The sequence below is a fragment of the Rhizobium sp. SL86 genome, assembly GCF_026672545.1.
Lineage (GTDB): Bacteria > Pseudomonadota > Alphaproteobacteria > Rhizobiales > Rhizobiaceae > Neorhizobium.
Window position 1 is genome coordinate 19,589 of record NZ_JAPPRJ010000009.1, and the last position, 15,083, is coordinate 34,671.

A 15,083-nucleotide genomic window follows, 5' to 3' on the forward strand; every position below is an offset into this window, starting at 1 on the left:
TTCGCGCGGTCTCTTGGTCACGTTCCAGTCTTCTTTGTCTTGCTGGCCGCCTTCGGTTTGGCGGCGGTCTTCGTCTTTGCGGCAGTCTTTTTAGCCGGCGCGGCGGCGCCATCCGCGGCCTTTGCTTTGGCCGGCGATTTGGCCGCCTTGGTCGCCTTCGCCTTGGCGGCAGGTGTCTTGCCGGCCTTTTCGGCAATCAGCGCCAGCGCTTCCTCGACCGTCACGCTTTGCGGGTCCTTGCCCTTCGGCAGCGTGGCATTGACCTTGCCCCAGTTGATATAGGGCCCGTAGCGGCCTTCGCGTACGGTCATTGCACCGCCCTGCGGATGGTCACCCAGTTCCTTCAGCGCCGCGACTGCGGTGCGGCCACGTCCGCCACCCTTACTCTGCTTTTCCGCCAGAACCGTGACGGCCCGGTTGAGGCCGACGGTAAAGACGTCCTCAACGCTTTCGAGGTTCGCATAGGTGCCGTCATGCAGCAGGAAGGGCCCGTAACGCCCGATGCCGGCAGAAATCATCTTGCCGGTTTCCGGGTGTTGACCGACATCGCGCGGCAGGCTGATCAGGGCCAGCGCCTTTTCGTGGTCGATCATTTCCGGCTTCCAGCCGCGCGGCAGGGAGGCACGTTTGGCATCCTTGCCGTCGCCGCGCTGGATATAGGGTCCGAAACGACCCGAGCGCAGCGTCAGTTCCTCGCCCGTCATCGGATCGGTGCCGAGCGCCTTCGGTTCATTCAGCGTCGAGGCTTCGGCTTCCGCGCCATCGGCCGTCAGCTGGCGTGTGTAGTTGCACTCCGGATAGTTGGAGCAGCCGACGAAGGCGCCGTATTTGCCGAGCTTCAGCGACAGGTTGCCGCTGCCGCAAACCTGGCAGATGCGCGGGTCCGAGCCATCTTCGCGCTTGGGGAAGACGAGCGGGGCCAAAGCCTCGTTCAGAGCATCCAGCACGTTGGTGACACGCAGTTCCTTTGTGTCCTCGATCTGGGCAAAGAAGTCCTGCCAGAAATCGCGCAGGACCTGTTTCCAGTTGAGTTCACCGGCTGAAATCCGGTCGAGTTTTTCTTCCAGGTCGGCGGTGAAGTCATACTCGACATACTTCGTGAAGAAGTTTTCGAGGAAGGCTGTGACCAGCCGGCCCTTGGAATGCGGGATCAGCTTGCGTTTGTCGATCACGATGTATTCGCGGTCGCTCAGCGTCTTCAGCGTTGCGGCATAGGTGGAGGGGCGGCCGATGCCGAGCTCTTCCATCTTCTTGATCAGCGAGGCTTCCGAATAACGCGGCGGCGGCTCGGTGAAATGCTGGCTGGAATTGACCTTGTTCTTGGCGAGTGTCTCACGCGCATTGATTTCCGGCAGGCGGCCGTCCTCATCGTCCTCGCCGGCTTCGCCGTCCTCGCGCTTGTCCACATAGGCTGCCAGAAAACCGTCGAAGCGGACGACAGAGCCGACGGCGCGCAGACCGGCACGATCTGCACCATTGACGGCCGCGATCTCGACGGTCGTGCGCTCCATTTCGGCTGAGGCCATCTGGCTGGCAATGCCCCGTTTCCAGATGAGTTCGTACAGGCGCAGCTGATCGCCTTCGAGGAAACGGCGCACCTTGTCCGGCGAGCGGTTGAAGTCGGTCGGTCGAATGGCTTCGTGCGCTTCCTGGGCGTTCTTGGCCTTGGTGGAATAGAAGCGGGCCTTTTCCGGCAGATAACGTTCGCCGAACTGGTCGCCGATGGCGCGGCGTGCCGCATCGATCGCTTCTGGTGCCATCTGAACGCCGTCGGTACGCATATAGGTGATGAGACCGACGGTCTCGCCGCCGATGTCGACACCTTCGTAAAGTTTCTGCGCCACCTGCATGGTGCGCGACGCTGAGAAACCGAGATTGGAGGAGGCGGCCTGCTGAAGGGTCGAGGTGGTGAAGGGCGGGCCGGGATTGCGCTTGACCGGCTTTGCTTCGACCGTATCGACGCTGTAGGCCGCGCCGTCGAGCAGCGCCTTCAGGCGACCGGCATCCTCGCCGTTCTTGACGCCACGCGCCTGCAACCGCTTGCCATCGGCCGAGACGAGCTTGGCTTCGAATTCGTCGCCGCGCGGTGTCTTCAGCAGGGCTGAAATGTTCCAGTATTCTTCCGGAACGAAACGTTCGATCTCCGACTCACGGTCGCAGACGAGCCTGAGGGCGACCGACTGGACACGACCGGCGGAGCGGGCGCCGGGCAGCTTGCGCCACAGAACTGGCGACAGGTTGAAGCCGACGAGATAGTCCAGCGCGCGGCGGGCGAGATAGGCATCGACCAGAGCGATATCGATGTCGCGCGGGTTTGCCATGGCATCCAGCACCGCCTTCTTGGTGATGGCGTTGAAGACGACGCGCTTGACCGGCTTGCCGCCGATCACCCGCTTCTTTTTCAAAAGATCAAGCACGTGCCAGGAAATCGCTTCTCCTTCGCGATCCGGGTCGGTTGCGAGGAACAGGCCATCGGAGCCTTTGACGGCGTCCGCAATGTCCTTCATGCGTTTCGCCGAGGCGCCGTCCACTTCCCAGGACATTTCGAAATCCTGGTCGGGAAGCACCGAGCCGTCCTTGGCGGGAAGATCACGGACGTGTCCGAAGGATGCGAGAACCTTGTAGCCCGGCCCAAGATACTTGTTGATGGTCTTGGCCTTGGCCGGAGATTCTACGACGACAACATTCATAATGGCTCTCTAGGGCGTGCGAAGGGCGGCAGGCAGGAATGCGCCACCTCAAATCTGACCTCTCGACATGGATGGCCTTTTGTCTGCGGTCAAGAGGCTGCCCCCATTTTTGCCATCACCACCATATGCAACCAAAAGAGGAAGTGTCGTTAGTTGCAATCAAAGATAATCTATGCCAGTTTGCGTGCAAGGGTTGGTGATGCTCGTTTAAATGTATCTGTGGTTGTTGGGGGGCGGGATGGCTATGACGGATCGCGACGGTGCCAATCGCTCTGGTGGAGAGGGGCCGGGTGCAAACCTCGCCTTTATTCGCCAGATGCTCGGGCAACTGCGTCAGGTGGCGTACCAGGAAAGGGCACAGATGCTCTGCTACCTGATCGAAATGGCCTATATCGAGGCCGGTGAACTGCAGAACGGGCCGAATGGTGGCTCAGATCAGCATCGCGAGCGACACTAGGCCGCCGGGGTGACGGTGCAGCCGCCCGGCAAGATCGAGTTCCAGCAGAACGAGATAGACGACGGCGGCCGGCAGCTCCGTATGGCGGATGATGTCGTCCACATCGACCGGTGTCGGGCCGAGCGCATCAACGATCCGGGCGCGGTCGCTGTCGTCGGGCGGTTGCAGGGGAACACCCTCTCCGGGGTCCTCCGGCTCGTCGACGGTCGGCGGGTCTAAGAGATCGAGATTGGTGAGAGGGGCAAGGGCCTCCAGCACATCGGAGGACCCGGTCGTGACAATCGCGCCCTGTTTCAGAAGCCCGTTCGTGCCATGGCAGCGGGGATCGAGCGGCGAACCCGGAACGGCAAAGACCAGCCGGCCGAAATCCGTGGCCATGCGGGCGGTGATCAGCGAGCCGGAACGATCGGCTGCTTCCACCACGACCACGCCAAGCGAAATGCCGGCAATCAGCCGGTTGCGTCTTGGAAAATCGCGTGCGCGGGGTTCCCAGCCGAACGGCATTTCACTGACCGCGAGCCCGCAGCCCTGGGTAATCTCGTTGAGGAGGCCGAGGTTTTCAGGCGGGTAGGGCTGGTCGATGCCGCCCGCAAGCACCGCGATCGTGCCGGTCTCGAGGCTGGCGCGATGGGCGGCCGTATCGATGCCACGCGCCAGACCGGAGGTGACCGTATAGCCGGCACGCCCGCAATCGCGGGCAATCATCGCCGCGAACTTCGAGCCACTGATCGAGGCATTGCGCGAGCCGACGATGCCGACCGAGGGACGGGGGGCAACGGAAAAATCGCCCATCATGGCAAGCAGCGGCGGTGCGCCATCGATTTGTCTCAGCGCTGGCGGGTATTCGGGTTCGCCGATGCCGATCAGCCGGGCGCCGAGGCGGGCAGCCTCTTCCAGTTCCCGTTCCGCCTCCGCAATGGTTGCTATGCGGATGGAGCGCGCGGCGCCGCCGCGTCGGGACAGGTCCGGCAGCGCCGCAAGGGCCGTCTCTGCCGATCCGAAATGGTTGATGAGATCGCGAAAGGTGGAGGGGCCGACATTGTCGCTGCGGATCAGCCGGAGCCAGGCGATCCTCTGCTTATCCGACAGCGCAATTCCCTTTCGTCGTGCGCCGTCGGTTGCCACAGCGGAGACTACCCCTTCTGGCCGATCTTGCCTTCGGTGCCGTTGATCAGCCGCTCGATGTTGCCCTTGTGCTTCCAGTAGGAAATCACGGTCATGACAGCCATGATGAGCGCAACCTTCGGCTCGCCTACTATCCACAATGCAACCGGAATGACAAGTGTTGCAACCAGTGCGGACAGCGACGAATACTTGCTGAGCTTGGCGACCGTCAGCCAGACAAAGGCGAAGACCAGAACCATGGCGGGTGCCACGCCGAGCAGGGTGCCGATATAGGTGGCAACGCCCTTGCCGCCCTTGAAACCGAGCCAGACCGGGAAGAGGTGGCCCATGAAGGCGGCAAAACCGCCAAGGATGCCGGCTTCCGGTCCCCAGAGCGCCTGAGCAAGAAGGGCCGCCGCCGTCGCCTTGAAGGCATCGAGGAACAGCGTTGCGGCGGCCAGTTTCTTGTTGCCGGTGCGCAGCACATTCGTTGCGCCGATATTACCGGAGCCGATCGAGCGGATGTCGCCGAGACCGGCCGCCTTGGTCAGAAGCAGGCCGAAGGGGATCGAGCCCAAGAGATAACCGAGGCCGAGAGCGGCAAGCGCGATCGGCAGGGTGATGGACCAGGTGAAGAGATCAGCCATGCGGGTTCCTCCTCAGAGTGAATGAACGAGGCGGCCGGCGACATAGGTCGCGACGGCACGTCCGCTGAAGCGGGCCTCGTCGAAGGGTGTGTTCTTCGAGCGCGACAGGATCATGTCCTTCGACACCAGCCAGGGCTCATCGAGATCGATGAGCGTGATATCCGCCTTGGCGCCCGGCTTCAGCGTGCCGGCGTCAAGGCCGAAGATTTCCGCCGGTCGTGTCGACAGCGCATGGATGAGCCGCATCAGCGGCACGCGGTCGGCATGATGCAGACGAAGCGCTGCCGACAGCATTGTCTCCAGCCCGATCGCGCCATCGGCGGCATCGGCAAAGGGCAGGCGTTTGGTGTCGACATCCTGCGGATCATGCGAGGAGACAATAATGTCGATCGTGCCATCGGCCAGCGCATCGACCATGGCCTGCCGGTCGTCTTCGGTTCTGAGCGGCGGCGACAGTTTGAAGAAGGTGCGGTATTCGCCGATGTCGTTTTCGTTGAGCGACAGGTGGTTGATCGAGATGCCGCAGGTGGCCTTGGCGCCGCGGCCTCGTGCAACACGGATCGCCTCGGCCGATTCCGGCACCGAGATCTTCGCCGCATGGTAATGCGCGCCAGTCAGCGCCGCGATGCGCAGGTCACGTTCCAGCGGGATGAGTTCCGCTTCGCGCGGCGCACCGGACAGGCCGAGCCAGCTGGCAAACAGGCCTTCGTTCATCACGCCGTTGACCGCAAGATAGGGATCGCGCGCCTCAAGCGAGACGACAGCGCCGAACTCGCGGGCATAGGTCATGGCGCGGCGCAGCACCTGCGTGTCGGCAAGCGCATGGCGCCCCTGCGTGAAGGCGACCGCACCGGCAGCCTTCAGCATGCCGATCTCGGTCATCTCCTCGCCGTGCAAACCGCGGGTGAGGGCTGCGGCCGGATAGACGTTGACGACCGCCTTGTCGCGCGCCGTCTTCTTGACGAATTCGATGAGCGCGATGTCGTCGAGCACCGGATCGGTATCCGGCATCATGATGAAGGAGGTGACGCCGCCGGCGGCGGCCGCGCGGCTTGCCGATTCGATCGTCTCGCGGTGTTCAGCCCCCGGTTCGCCGACGAAGACACGGGCATCGACGAGGCCGGGTGTTGCGACGAGACCGCTGCAATCCTTCACCTCGGCGCCCTCGGGCGTGCCCTGGTTCAGCGCATCCGCGCCGGCAGCAAGGATCTTTCCGTCGCTGCCGACCATGATCGTGCCGATCTGATCGAGAGTGCGGGAGGGATCGAGAATGCGGGCATTCTTCAGGACAAGCGGCTTGATCATGCGCCCACTCCTTCGCTGCGCGGGCCCTGGTTCTGCGAGACGAGCAACGTTTCCAGCACCGCCATGCGCACGGCGACCCCCATTTCCACCTGGCTTTCGATGACGCTCTGCGGTCCGTCCGCGACTTCCGAGGCAATTTCGACGCCGCGGTTCATCGGGCCCGGATGCATGACGAGCGCGTCTTCCTTGGCCGCCTTCAGCTTCTCGGCATCCAGGCCGTAGAAGTGGAAGTATTCGCGCACCGAAGGCACGAAGGCGCCGGACATGCGCTCGCGCTGCAGGCGCAGCATCATCACAACATCGGCATCCTTGAGACCCTCTTCCATGGAGTGGAAGACCTCGACGCCCATCTGGGCGATGCCGGAGGGAAGCAGCGTTGCGGGTGCCACGACGCGCACCCGCGCGCCCATTGCGTTGAGCAACAGGATGTTCGAGCGGGCGACGCGCGAATGCAGGACATCGCCGCAGATCGCCACGATGATACGCGAGAGTTTGCCCTTGGCGCGGCGGATGGTCAGCGCATCGAGCAATGCCTGCGTCGGGTGTTCGTGCTGTCCGTCGCCGGCATTGACCACCGAGCAGGCGACCTTCTGCGACAGGAGGGCTGCGGCCCCGGCACTGGCGTGGCGGATGACCAGCACGTCCGGACGCATGGCATTCAGCGTCATGGCCGTGTCGATCAGTGTCTCGCCCTTCTTGACCGAGGAGTTCCCGACGGACATGTTCATGACGTCGGCGCCAAGGCGCTTGCCCGCAAGCTCAAATGAGGATTGGGTGCGGGTGGAGGCTTCGAAGAAAAGATTGATCTGTGTCAGGCCGCGCAGCGTTGATGTTTTCTTTTCGCGTTGCCGGCTGATCTTGACCGCCTCGTCGGCCCTGTCGAGAAGGAATGTAATGTCCTGCTCGGTCAGGCCCTTGATCCCGAGGAGATGGCGGTGGGGGAAGAAGACCACGTAAAACGTCCTCCGCTGGTGTCACGCGGTCTATAGAGACAGGCAGGCCAAGGGGCAAGCGGATGCTTTCAACGAGAATCCGAGATCCCCATGCAATTTCCGCCAATTTCGATTACAAGCACCCCATGAATCAGATGACCCGGACCGACGATACATTCAACGAGCTGAACCAGCCCAGCCTCTGGTCCGGTATCAATGCCTACAGGACAGACCCGCTGATGGTGGATCTGACCGCCGGGCTGCACCGTGCCGCGCGCGAGGAATTCGATGCGCTCGGGCGTTACGTGACCTCGCCCGAGGCGCAGGAACTGGCGCGTATGGCCAATGAAAGCCCGCCGAAACTGAAGACGCATGGTCCGCGCGGCGAACGTCTGGATACGGTCGAATACCATCCGGCCTGGCATGCGCTGATGCGCCGCTCGATGGCGAGCGGCCTGCATTCCTCGATCTGGGAGAACGCGCCGGAAACACGAAACGCCCAGCACCGGGCGCGTGCGGCACGCTTCTATCTGACGGCGCAGCTCGAATGCGGGCATCTCTGCCCGCTGACGATGACGAGTGCCTCGGTTGCCGCCATGATGGCCTCGCCGCGTGTCCACAAGGAGTGGGCGCCGCGCATCCTGTCGCGCAAATATGACAGCTCCAACCGGCCGGCCTTCCAGAAGAGCGCGATCACGCTCGGCATGGGCATGACGGAAAAGCAGGGCGGCACTGATGTGCGCGCCAACCGCTCGACCGCCGATCGGGTGGGCGAGGGCGTCTACCGTCTCTCGGGCCATAAATGGTTCATGTCGGCGCCGATGAGCGATGCCTTCATCATGCTGGCCCAGATGCCGGAGGGGATCGGCTGTTTCCTGGTGCCGCGTCTGCTGGAGGACGGCACCGCGAACGGCCTGCAGTTCCAGCGCCTGAAGGACAAGCTCGGCAACCGCTCGAATGCCTCCTCCGAGGTCGAATTCGCCGACGCCTTCGGTTACCTTCTGGGTGAGGCCGGCGGCGGTGTGCGCACCATCCTCGACATGGTGACGCTGACCAGGCTCGATTGCGCGCTGGCATCCGCCGGCATCATGCGCGCGTCGCTCGCGGAAGCCGTGCATCACTGCCGTGGCCGCAGCGTGTTCGGCAAGAACCTGATCGACCAGCCGCTGATGACGCGGGTTCTGGCCGACATGGCGCTCGACGTGGCCGCCGCGACGGCTCTTTCCTACCGGCTGGCGGAAGCCTTCGACAAGGCGGGCAGCAATCCCTCCGATGCGGCCTATGCCCGTGTCATGACGCCGGTGATCAAATACTGGGTCTGCAAGATCGCGCCCTCGGTGATCTACGAGGCGATGGAGTGCCTCGGCGGCAACGGTTATGTCGAGGAACGCCCGCTGGCGCGCCATTACCGGGAAGCGCCGGTCAATGCGATCTGGGAAGGTTCCGGCAATGTGATGGCGCTCGACGTGCTGCGGGTCTTGAGCCGCGGCCGCGATCTCTTCGACATGGTCTTTGCCTCGCTGGAGCGGGATCTCGGCCCGAGCGGCCGCAAGACGACGGATGTGCTGAGAGCCGCCATGGCGCTCGCCGAGCGCGACGAGGGGGCAGCCCGCCTGCTCGTGGAGCAATTGGCGCTTGCCGCGGGGGCGGCCGAACTCTTCCGGCTCGGTGCCGGCAAGATCGCCGACGCATTCCTGGAGACGCGGCTTGCCGGCGGTTGGCGTACCACCTACGGCATGCTCGATTCGCGCTTCGATGCGTCTTACGTGGTGGATCTGCTCTATCCGGCCGCCACCTGAGTTACCCACAGCGCAAGCTGTTGTTTGCAGCATCTTTCAGCCCGGCGTTAACCATAGCGCCGGGTTTCGTTTGCGCTTTCTTGGTTGATCTCTACGTTTGCGGTTAACGAAATGTTAACCATGCGCCGAAGGGTCGAGCCGTGCCGGGAAACCGCGTCTACAGTCTTGCGTTGCTTGTGACGTCGCTCGTCGTCTTTGCGGTTCTGCCGCTGGATATCGCCGTGCCGGCGATTGTTCTGAGCATGATGGCTCTGGTCCGTTGGAGCGTTATCCCAGTGGACGACATGGCGATGAAAGGAGAGGCCGCATGAAGTGGTTTCTGATCCTGTGGGCCGGCCCCGTAGCTCTGCTCGGCGCCTGGTATGGCCTGTCCTATTACGACATGAGCTTCGGCTTCTTCATGCTGACGCGCCAGACCCATGATCTGGTCTTCCAGATCTACGGCAACATCCTCGGCATCCCGCCTGCGGATCTGCCGCCGCTGGTGGCACGCGCGATCGCGTTCGACAGCCTGATCGTGATGGCCATCCTGGCCTTCCGCCGCAGAAAGGCGATCCTGGCCTGGTGGCAGGCGCGTCAGGCGTCCCGCGTATCGGCACCCGCGGTCAGCAGGGAAAGCCTGTCCAGCGCGCCCTGAAGGATGAAGCTCGCTGCCGCCGAATCGATGCGTTCCTTGCGCTTGGCTCGCGAGACATCCATCTCCAGCAGCGCCCGCTCTGCCGCAACGGTCGACAGGCGCTCGTCCCAGAAGACGAAGGGGATCTCGGTCTTTTCGCCCATGGTGCGCACGAAGGCGCGGGTGGCCTGAACGCGCGGGCCGGCGGAACCGTCCATGTTCATCGGCAGGCCGATGACGAAGGCGGCGACCTTCTCCCTGGCTGCGAATTCGAGCAGCACCTCGGCATCCATGGTGAACTTCACCCGCTTGATGACCGGGCGCGGCGAGGCGAAGCGGCGGCCGAGATCGGACATGGCGAGACCGATCGTCTTGGTGCCGAGGTCGAGGCCGGCAATCGCCTGGCCGGGCTGCAGTACGGCTGCCAGCTCCTCGATCGTCAGTGTCGCCATCTGTCTTGCCCTCTGGTTGTCTGCTTGTTTTTGAACGGCATGCGCCGATGCTTCCCATACGCAGGCCAGGACATATATGCTAGCCCGTGGCCAGACAGATCCACGTCCCGTCGCACTGCGTAAGTCGGACGTGCGGCCCGACGCGTTCACCGCTCGGTCCAGCCGAGCCTTCATACCAAATCACATAGGAAAGACGGAGATTTTTCATGAAGATCACCTGGCTTGGCCATTCGGCCTTCCGGATTGAAACGGCGGATGCCAAGATCCTGATCGACCCCTTCCTGACCGGTAACCCGTCGTTTGCAGGCCATGACCGCAAGATGGCAGCCGACGGAATCACCCACCTCCTGCTCACCCACGGCCATGGCGACCATGTGGGCGATACGGTGGCACTGGCAAACGAGACGGGTGCCGTGGTGCTTGCCAATGCCGATCTCGCCGCCTGGCTGGGTTCGAAGGGCGTCAGCCGGCTGGAAATGGGCAATACCGGTGGCACGGTAAGCTTCGGCAGCTTCACCGCCACCTTTACCCAGGCGCTGCATTCATCGGCGCAGATCACCGAGGATGGTGTGTCGCACGCGCTCGGCAATGCCAACGGCCTGATGCTGCATTTCGAGGGCGAACCCTCGCTCTTGCATATGGGCGATACCGACATCTTCACCGACATGGGCCTGATCAACGAACTGCACCAGCCGGATATCGGCCTGGTTCCGGTCGGTGACCGTTTCACCATGGGCGGTGCCGTCGCAGCGCTAGCCTGCCAGCGCTTCTTCGATTTCAAACATGCAATCCCCTGTCATTACGGTTCCTTCCCGATCATCGAGCAGACGCCGGAGACCTTCGTGAAGGGCATGGAAGGCCTGAAGACCCGGGTGGAGACCCCTAAGGTGGGCACCGTCCTCTCCTTCTGATCCGCAAGGGCTTGAACCAATCGAGGGCCGTGGTCGCGCATGCGGCCGCGGCTTTTCCATATCTGCGGGCAAAGCCCGAACCAAACCCGTTGCGAAGGCCGGACCGGGCCATTATAGCGGGAGGGAAATCCAGAAGCCGGAGAGAGATCATGTCCGTCGACCTTGCCACCGTGAAGCGCGTTGCGCGTCTGTCCCGTATTGCCGTCACCGATGAGGAGGCAGAACGGATGATGGGTGAGCTGAACGGCATTCTCGGCTTTGTCGAACAGCTGTCCGAAGTGGATGTGTCGGGCGTCGAGCCGATGACCTCGGTCACGCCGATCACCATGCGCCAGCGCGAGGATGCGGTGACCGATGGCGACAAGGCCGCCGATGTTGTCGCCAACGCGCCGAATGCCGACCAGAATTTCTTCCTCGTGCCGAAGGTCGTCGAGTAAGCGCTTCACCTCGCGCCTCCGACCTTTATCCGCCGCCTCCGAATTGAGCTGATTGACCATCATGACCGACCTGACAAGCCTCACCATCGCCGCTGCCCGTGACAAGTTGAAAGCCCGCGAGATTTCCGCGGTCGAACTGACCGAGAGTTATCTGAACGCGATCGATGCCGCCAATGGTGCGCTGAACGCCTATGTGGCGGTGACGCCGGACAAGGCGATCGCCATGGCGAAAACCTCCGACGCACGGCTTGCCGAGGGCAAGGGCGGTGCGCTGGAAGGCATTCCGCTCGGCGTGAAGGACCTGTTCGCCACCGAAGGCGTGCACACACAGGCCTGCAGCCACATCCTCGACGGTTTCCAGCCGAAATACGAATCGACCGTTACCGGAAAGCTCTGGGGCGAAGGCGCCGTGATGCTCGGCAAGCTCAACATGGACGAGTTCGCCATGGGCTCCTCCAACGAGAGCTCCTATTACGGCCCGGTCGTCAACCCGTGGAAGGCGGAAGGCTCCGACGAGAAGCTGGTGCCCGGCGGCTCCTCCGGCGGCTCTGCGGCTGCCGTTGCCGCGCATCTGTGCGCCGGCGCCACCGCCACCGATACCGGCGGCTCGATCCGCCAGCCGGCCGCCTTTACCGGCACCGTCGGCATCAAGCCCACCTATGGCCGCTGCTCGCGCTTCGGCATCGTCGCTTACGCGTCTTCGCTCGATCAGGCCGGCCCGATTGCCCGTGATGTGCGCGATGCGGCGATCCTTCTGAAATCCATGGCCGGTGTCGACAAAAAGGACACGACCTCCGTCGATCTGCCCGTGCCGGATTATGAGGCAGCACTTGGCCAGTCGCTGAAGGGCATGAGGATCGGCATCCCGAAGGAATATCGCCTCGACGGCATGCCGGAAGAGATCGAAAAGCTGTGGGCGCAGGGCGCCGAGTGGCTGAAGGATGCCGGTGCCGAAGTGGTGGAGATCTCTCTGCCGCACACGAAATATGCCCTGCCGGCCTATTATATCGTCGCACCGGCGGAAGCCTCCTCCAACCTTGCCCGGTATGACGGCGTGCGTTACGGCCTGCGCGCCGAGGGCCGCGATATCGCCGACATGTACGAAAAGACCCGCGCGAGCGGCTTTGGCAAGGAAGTGCAGCGCCGCATCATGATCGGCACCTACGTGCTTTCCGCCGGTTATTACGACGCCTATTACCTGAAGGCGCAGAAGGTGCGCACACTGATCAAGCGTGACTTCGAGAATGCCTTCCGCGCTGGCGTCGACGCGATCCTCGCGCCGATCACGCCGTCCTCGGCCTTCGCGATTGGCGACAAGGAACTCGCCGCCGATCCGGTGAAGATGTACCTGCAGGACGTCTTTACCATCACGCTGAACCTGGCTGGCCTTCCCGGCATTTCCGTCCCCGCGGGCCTCGACAACAAGGGCCTGCCGCTCGGGCTTCAGGTCATCGGCAAGCCGTTCGAGGAAGAGACGCTGTTCAAGACGGCCCATGTGATCGAACAGGCCGCCGGCACGTTTTCGCCGAAGGTTTGGTGGTAAGCGGGTTCTCCATACGCCCCATGGCGGCCGCCGATCAGTTGGCGGTCTCCGCGGTCGGCTTTGCCGCATGGCAATCGAGCGATGCGTTTCGCGAGAGCGGCCTGCCGCTCGACCGGCTGGAACAGGTGAGGCTCGCCTATGAGCGCTTTCCCGCCGATGCCACAGACAAGATCACGGTCGCGGAACTCGACGGCCGGATTGCCGGCTGGACGGCGCGGGAGACGGAGCCCGACTACATTTCCGATCTGTGGGTCGATCCCGCCTGCCAAGGCAAGGGTATCGGCCGAGCACTGGTCGAGCATCTGCTCTCTGTCATGCGCCGCGAGGGCCTTGAGCGGGCGCGCATTCACACCCACGGCAGCAATGCCGGCGCCATCCGGCTCTATGAGCGGTGTGGCTTTTCGATCGTCTGGCGCGGGCTTGAATATTCCACAAGTCTCGGCATGGAACGTGAGAAGGTGCATATGGAGAGGGTGCTGGGTTGAGCGCGGGTGATTGTCCGAAGCTCAACTCCGCATGGGCGGATAGAGTTTGCGCTGGTGGATGACAGTCAGAATGTCGAGATCCGCCTCCGAGGCTAAGCTATACACGATGGTGTAAGGGAGCCCGGGAATGGCAAACTCCCGCGTTCCCTCGACGCTGCCTTCCCGTCCCAAGACGGGGAAGCTTTCCAGCATGACGGTCACCTGGCGTATGCGAGACAGGATCCGGTCTGCTGTCGGCTCATCGGCTTCGGCAATATAGCGATGGATGTCGATCAGATCGGCCAGTGCTTGCGGTGTGAACCTAACGTTCGAAGCCAAACTGCTCCCATACATCGGAAGCCGGTATCAGCGTGGAACGATCGTCAGCTTCAGCAAGCGCGGCGCGAATTTTTGCCTCTTTCCAGGCAGCATATTGCTCCGGCGTCACCGACTTTTCGGTGGGTGGCGCTGTATCTGTTTGTGCTGAACTTTTGCGAAGTCTGGCCATGGTCGGACAATAACGCAGCCATGGCTGAAAGGCAAAGGGCCGGCGCTCCGCTTTGCCTTTGCGCCGGCCCATTGTTCTATCGGTTATCCTGCTCTGCACGCACCAGAACGAGGCCGCGTTCGGTGATGCGGTAGGGCTGGCCGCCCTTCGAGGCGATGGCGCGTTTCTGTTTCAGCTTGCGGAAGGTTATCAGGTCGAGGCCGCTAAAGAACCAGCCTTCGCGGGTGATGAGATGCACCCTTTCGATCTTGCGCTCATCGTTGCGAAAAAGTTCGATCCTGCCGCCCTGTGCGAGCAGGTGGAGAATGCGCTGTTCGGCGCGGGAAATGTCCATGGTCGTGAAGTCCGGAAGGTCCCTTTGGGACGCGACAAGATGGGTCCGGACGCAAGGAAGTTGCGCCGGGGCTCGGTCTTGTTCGGGCAACCTGCGATGCTTTCGACAGGTCGCCCCTTAGCGGGACTCGGACGAGTTGGACATCAAAACTCCTGTTACAGTCGCAGATTATCGAGAAAAAGCCGCGCTATCAACCTGTTGGGATGAAGGTTTTGCTTGGAAAGCGGCCGCACCGGTGTTCTACTTGCTGGAGAAACCAGACGGGACGAGTATGCTGACGATCCGCAATGCCCGTGAAGACGATGTGGCGATGCTTACCGAAATCGGTCTCCGCGCCTGGGCGCAGGCGATGGGTCCGATCGGCGGCAATGACGACATTCGCCAGAACGCCGTGATTGCCTTTTCCGGTTTCGTCGAATCGTCCTGGCTCACCATCATGGTGGTCGAGGAAAACGGCGTGCCGGTCGGCTGGGCCGCGCGCGAGAACCTGGATGAGGTGATCACCGATTTCTGGGTCGATCCGGATCATCAGCGCCGCGGTATCGGTACCGCTCTGCTGCAGGAAATGGAAAAGGCGATCCGCGAACAGGATTTCGAGATGGTGAAGCTGGAAACCCACGCCCTCAACAATGACGCGGTGTTGTTCTTCGAAAAGAACGGTTTTCACATCAACTGGCTGTCCGTCGCCTATTCGCCGAAGCTCGACCAGGACGTCCAGTCTGTTGGCATGTCGAAGTCGCTGGTCGAAGAACAAAACGGCCTCTACGGCGCCGAGTTCTGAGGGCCGGCACAGGATCGCCGCGCAAGCTTGTCCGTCGGAAAGCTTGCACCCCCTCGCCATTTGCTCTACCTGACGATCAACCAAACAGACTGCATGAAGAGCC

Annotated in this window: 18 protein-coding genes; 9 read left to right on the forward strand and 9 right to left on the reverse strand. The window is 62.6% G+C overall.

Features of this window, described 5'->3' with window-relative positions; all coding sequences use genetic code 11:
- Positions 1 to 17 precede the first annotated feature (17 nt).
- Positions 18 to 2,690 carry a type I DNA topoisomerase gene (gene topA, locus OU993_RS23255; RefSeq protein ID WP_268161298.1) on the reverse strand — a complete coding sequence of 891 codons (2,673 nt, stop codon included), beginning with the start codon at positions 2,688 to 2,690 and terminating at the stop codon, positions 18 to 20.
- 244 nt (positions 2,691 to 2,934) lie between these two features.
- On the opposite strand from topA, the gene OU993_RS23260 reads away from it, so the two are divergent.
- A complete protein-coding gene (locus OU993_RS23260; RefSeq protein ID WP_268162510.1) occupies positions 2,935 to 3,147 on the forward strand; it encodes a hypothetical protein in 213 nt (70 codons plus the stop codon).
- On the opposite strand, the gene dprA is transcribed toward OU993_RS23260, so the two are convergent.
- The 4 genes from dprA to OU993_RS23280 are packed head-to-tail and all read right to left on the reverse strand — an operon-like array spanning position 3,121 to position 7,156.
- Positions 3,121 to 4,272, reverse strand: a complete 1,152-nt coding sequence (gene dprA, locus OU993_RS23265) for a DNA-processing protein DprA (RefSeq protein WP_268161299.1) — start codon at positions 4,270 to 4,272, stop codon at positions 3,121 to 3,123. The two genes, OU993_RS23260 and dprA, sit on opposite strands and share 27 nt — an antisense overlap.
- Before the next feature lie 8 nt (positions 4,273 to 4,280).
- A complete protein-coding gene (gene plsY / locus OU993_RS23270; RefSeq protein WP_268161300.1) occupies positions 4,281 to 4,898 on the reverse strand; it encodes a glycerol-3-phosphate 1-O-acyltransferase PlsY in 618 nt (205 codons plus the stop codon).
- 12 nt (positions 4,899 to 4,910) lie between these two features.
- A complete protein-coding gene (locus OU993_RS23275; RefSeq protein WP_268161301.1) occupies positions 4,911 to 6,203 on the reverse strand; it encodes a dihydroorotase in 1,293 nt (430 codons plus the stop codon).
- Positions 6,200 to 7,156 (reverse strand): aspartate carbamoyltransferase catalytic subunit, encoded by a 957-nt coding sequence (locus tag OU993_RS23280; RefSeq protein WP_268161302.1) that lies wholly within the window; start codon positions 7,154 to 7,156, stop codon positions 6,200 to 6,202. Before OU993_RS23280 ends, OU993_RS23275 begins: the two co-directional genes overlap by 4 nt.
- 125 nt (positions 7,157 to 7,281) lie before the next feature.
- Between OU993_RS23280 and OU993_RS23285 the strand changes: the two genes are divergently transcribed.
- The 3 genes from OU993_RS23285 to OU993_RS23295 all read left to right on the forward strand — a co-directional run bounded on the left by OU993_RS23285 (position 7,282) and on the right by OU993_RS23295 (position 9,571).
- Complete coding sequence (locus OU993_RS23285; protein ID WP_268161303.1) at positions 7,282 to 8,934, forward strand: acyl-CoA dehydrogenase family protein; 1,653 nt, start codon at positions 7,282 to 7,284, stop codon at positions 8,932 to 8,934.
- A 140-nt stretch (positions 8,935 to 9,074) separates the two neighbouring features.
- Entirely contained in the window at positions 9,075 to 9,245 is a 171-nt protein-coding gene (locus OU993_RS23290) for a hypothetical protein (RefSeq protein WP_268161304.1), read from the forward strand.
- Positions 9,242 to 9,571, forward strand: coding sequence for a DUF6105 family protein (locus OU993_RS23295; protein WP_268161305.1), 330 nt, complete (start codon positions 9,242 to 9,244; stop codon positions 9,569 to 9,571). The genes OU993_RS23290 and OU993_RS23295 overlap by 4 nt, the downstream gene beginning before the upstream one ends.
- On the opposite strand, the gene ruvX is transcribed toward OU993_RS23295, so the two are convergent.
- A complete protein-coding gene (ruvX, locus tag OU993_RS23300; protein ID WP_268161306.1) occupies positions 9,511 to 10,002 on the reverse strand; it encodes a Holliday junction resolvase RuvX in 492 nt (163 codons plus the stop codon). The two genes, OU993_RS23295 and ruvX, sit on opposite strands and share 61 nt — an antisense overlap.
- Before the next feature lie 206 nt (positions 10,003 to 10,208).
- On the opposite strand from ruvX, the gene OU993_RS23305 reads away from it, so the two are divergent.
- The 4 genes from OU993_RS23305 (at position 10,209) to OU993_RS23320 (ending at position 13,378) form a co-directional block, all read left to right on the forward strand.
- Positions 10,209 to 10,913, forward strand: a complete 705-nt coding sequence (locus OU993_RS23305) for a metal-dependent hydrolase (protein WP_268161307.1) — start codon at positions 10,209 to 10,211, stop codon at positions 10,911 to 10,913.
- 149 nt (positions 10,914 to 11,062) lie between these two features.
- Positions 11,063 to 11,350 (forward strand): Asp-tRNA(Asn)/Glu-tRNA(Gln) amidotransferase subunit GatC, encoded by a 288-nt coding sequence (gatC, locus tag OU993_RS23310; RefSeq protein WP_268161308.1) that lies wholly within the window; start codon positions 11,063 to 11,065, stop codon positions 11,348 to 11,350.
- A 61-nt stretch (positions 11,351 to 11,411) separates the two neighbouring features.
- The gene (gene gatA, locus OU993_RS23315; RefSeq protein WP_268161309.1) at positions 11,412 to 12,893 is read left to right on the forward strand and encodes an Asp-tRNA(Asn)/Glu-tRNA(Gln) amidotransferase subunit GatA; all 1,482 of its coding nucleotides are present in this window, start codon (positions 11,412 to 11,414) and stop codon (positions 12,891 to 12,893) included.
- A gap of 20 nt (positions 12,894 to 12,913) precedes the next feature.
- Positions 12,914 to 13,378 carry a GNAT family N-acetyltransferase gene (locus OU993_RS23320; RefSeq protein ID WP_268161310.1) on the forward strand — a complete coding sequence of 155 codons (465 nt, stop codon included), beginning with the start codon at positions 12,914 to 12,916 and terminating at the stop codon, positions 13,376 to 13,378.
- Between the two features lie 21 nt (positions 13,379 to 13,399).
- Here the strand turns inward: OU993_RS23320 and OU993_RS23325 are convergent, their stop codons facing one another.
- Genes OU993_RS23325 through OU993_RS23335 form a run of 3 tightly spaced genes read right to left on the reverse strand, consistent with a single transcriptional unit; the run spans position 13,400 to position 14,199 of the window.
- Entirely contained in the window at positions 13,400 to 13,696 is a 297-nt protein-coding gene (locus OU993_RS23325; protein WP_268161311.1) for a type II toxin-antitoxin system RelE/ParE family toxin, read from the reverse strand.
- On the reverse strand, positions 13,680 to 13,937 hold the full coding sequence (locus OU993_RS23330; protein ID WP_268161312.1) for a hypothetical protein: 258 nt from the start codon (positions 13,935 to 13,937) through the stop codon (positions 13,680 to 13,682). Before OU993_RS23330 ends, OU993_RS23325 begins: the two co-directional genes overlap by 17 nt.
- Before the next feature lie 4 nt (positions 13,938 to 13,941).
- On the reverse strand, positions 13,942 to 14,199 hold the full coding sequence (locus OU993_RS23335) for a YjhX family toxin (protein ID WP_268161313.1): 258 nt from the start codon (positions 14,197 to 14,199) through the stop codon (positions 13,942 to 13,944).
- A gap of 271 nt (positions 14,200 to 14,470) precedes the next feature.
- On the opposite strand from OU993_RS23335, the gene OU993_RS23340 reads away from it, so the two are divergent.
- Positions 14,471 to 14,980 carry a GNAT family N-acetyltransferase gene (locus OU993_RS23340; protein ID WP_268161314.1) on the forward strand — a complete coding sequence of 170 codons (510 nt, stop codon included), beginning with the start codon at positions 14,471 to 14,473 and terminating at the stop codon, positions 14,978 to 14,980.
- Positions 14,981 to 15,083 lie beyond the last annotated feature (103 nt).

What these genes read in the sequence shown, in the direction of transcription:
- plsY (WP_268161300.1), bottom strand. Translation starts at nt 4,898, where the DNA reads ATGGCTGATCTCTTCACCTGGTCCATCACCCTGCCGATCGCGCTTGCC.
- OU993_RS23340 (WP_268161314.1), top strand. Translation starts at nt 14,471, where the DNA reads ATGCTGACGATCCGCAATGCCCGTGAAGACGATGTGGCGATGCTTACC.
- gatC (WP_268161308.1), top strand. Translation starts at nt 11,063, where the DNA reads ATGTCCGTCGACCTTGCCACCGTGAAGCGCGTTGCGCGTCTGTCCCGT.
- OU993_RS23320 (WP_268161310.1), top strand. Translation starts at nt 12,914, where the DNA reads ATGGCGGCCGCCGATCAGTTGGCGGTCTCCGCGGTCGGCTTTGCCGCA.
- OU993_RS23275 (WP_268161301.1), bottom strand. Translation starts at nt 6,203, where the DNA reads ATGATCAAGCCGCTTGTCCTGAAGAATGCCCGCATTCTCGATCCCTCC.
- ruvX (WP_268161306.1), bottom strand. Translation starts at nt 10,002, where the DNA reads ATGGCGACACTGACGATCGAGGAGCTGGCAGCCGTACTGCAGCCCGGC.
- OU993_RS23260 (WP_268162510.1), top strand. Translation starts at nt 2,935, where the DNA reads ATGACGGATCGCGACGGTGCCAATCGCTCTGGTGGAGAGGGGCCGGGT.
- topA (WP_268161298.1), bottom strand. Translation starts at nt 2,690, where the DNA reads ATGAATGTTGTCGTCGTAGAATCTCCGGCCAAGGCCAAGACCATCAAC.
- gatA (WP_268161309.1), top strand. Translation starts at nt 11,412, where the DNA reads ATGACCGACCTGACAAGCCTCACCATCGCCGCTGCCCGTGACAAGTTG.
- OU993_RS23295 (WP_268161305.1), top strand. Translation starts at nt 9,242, where the DNA reads ATGAAGTGGTTTCTGATCCTGTGGGCCGGCCCCGTAGCTCTGCTCGGC.
- OU993_RS23285 (WP_268161303.1), top strand. Translation starts at nt 7,282, where the DNA reads ATGAATCAGATGACCCGGACCGACGATACATTCAACGAGCTGAACCAG.
- OU993_RS23305 (WP_268161307.1), top strand. Translation starts at nt 10,209, where the DNA reads ATGAAGATCACCTGGCTTGGCCATTCGGCCTTCCGGATTGAAACGGCG.
- OU993_RS23335 (WP_268161313.1), bottom strand. Translation starts at nt 14,199, where the DNA reads ATGGACATTTCCCGCGCCGAACAGCGCATTCTCCACCTGCTCGCACAG.
- OU993_RS23330 (WP_268161312.1), bottom strand. Translation starts at nt 13,937, where the DNA reads ATGGGCCGGCGCAAAGGCAAAGCGGAGCGCCGGCCCTTTGCCTTTCAG.